This window comes from Geodermatophilus sabuli, from assembly GCF_010686765.1.
Taxonomy (GTDB): domain Bacteria; phylum Actinomycetota; class Actinomycetes; order Mycobacteriales; family Geodermatophilaceae; genus Geodermatophilus; species Geodermatophilus sabuli_A.
The window spans coordinates 1-353 of sequence record NZ_JAAGWF010000024.1 but is presented as its reverse complement, the minus strand read 5'-3'; the positions used below and the strand labels follow the sequence as shown (position 1 = coordinate 353).

The 353-nt window shown below is 75.1% G+C and carries 1 pseudogene; it reads right to left on the bottom strand.

Features of this window, described 5'->3' with window-relative positions:
- A pseudogene (locus GCU56_RS19850) lies at nt 1–339 on the bottom strand (hypothetical protein); the annotation flags it as partial.
- Between the last annotated feature and the right edge of the window lie 14 nt (nt 340–353).

The following is a 353-nucleotide window of genomic DNA, read 5'->3' as shown; positions in this document are numbered from 1 at the left end:
GGGCGGGAGCGCGTCGACCACGGGCGGGACGACGTCGATGACGGGTGGGGGCTGATCGACCACCGGCTGCACCACGATGACCGGCGGGACCACCTCGGTGACGGGCTCGATCACCGGTGGCGGCGCCTCGAGCACGGGCGGGATGGCGTCGATGACCGGCCGCGTCACCGGCGGGGGCGCGTCGACCACCGGCGGGACCACCTCGGGGACGGGCTCGATCACCGGTGGCGGCGCCTCGAGCACGGGCGGGATGGCGTCGATGACCGGCCGGATGATGGGCGGGAGCGCGTCGACCACGGGCGGGACGACGTCGATGACGGGTGGGGGCTGATCGACCACCGGCTGCACCACGA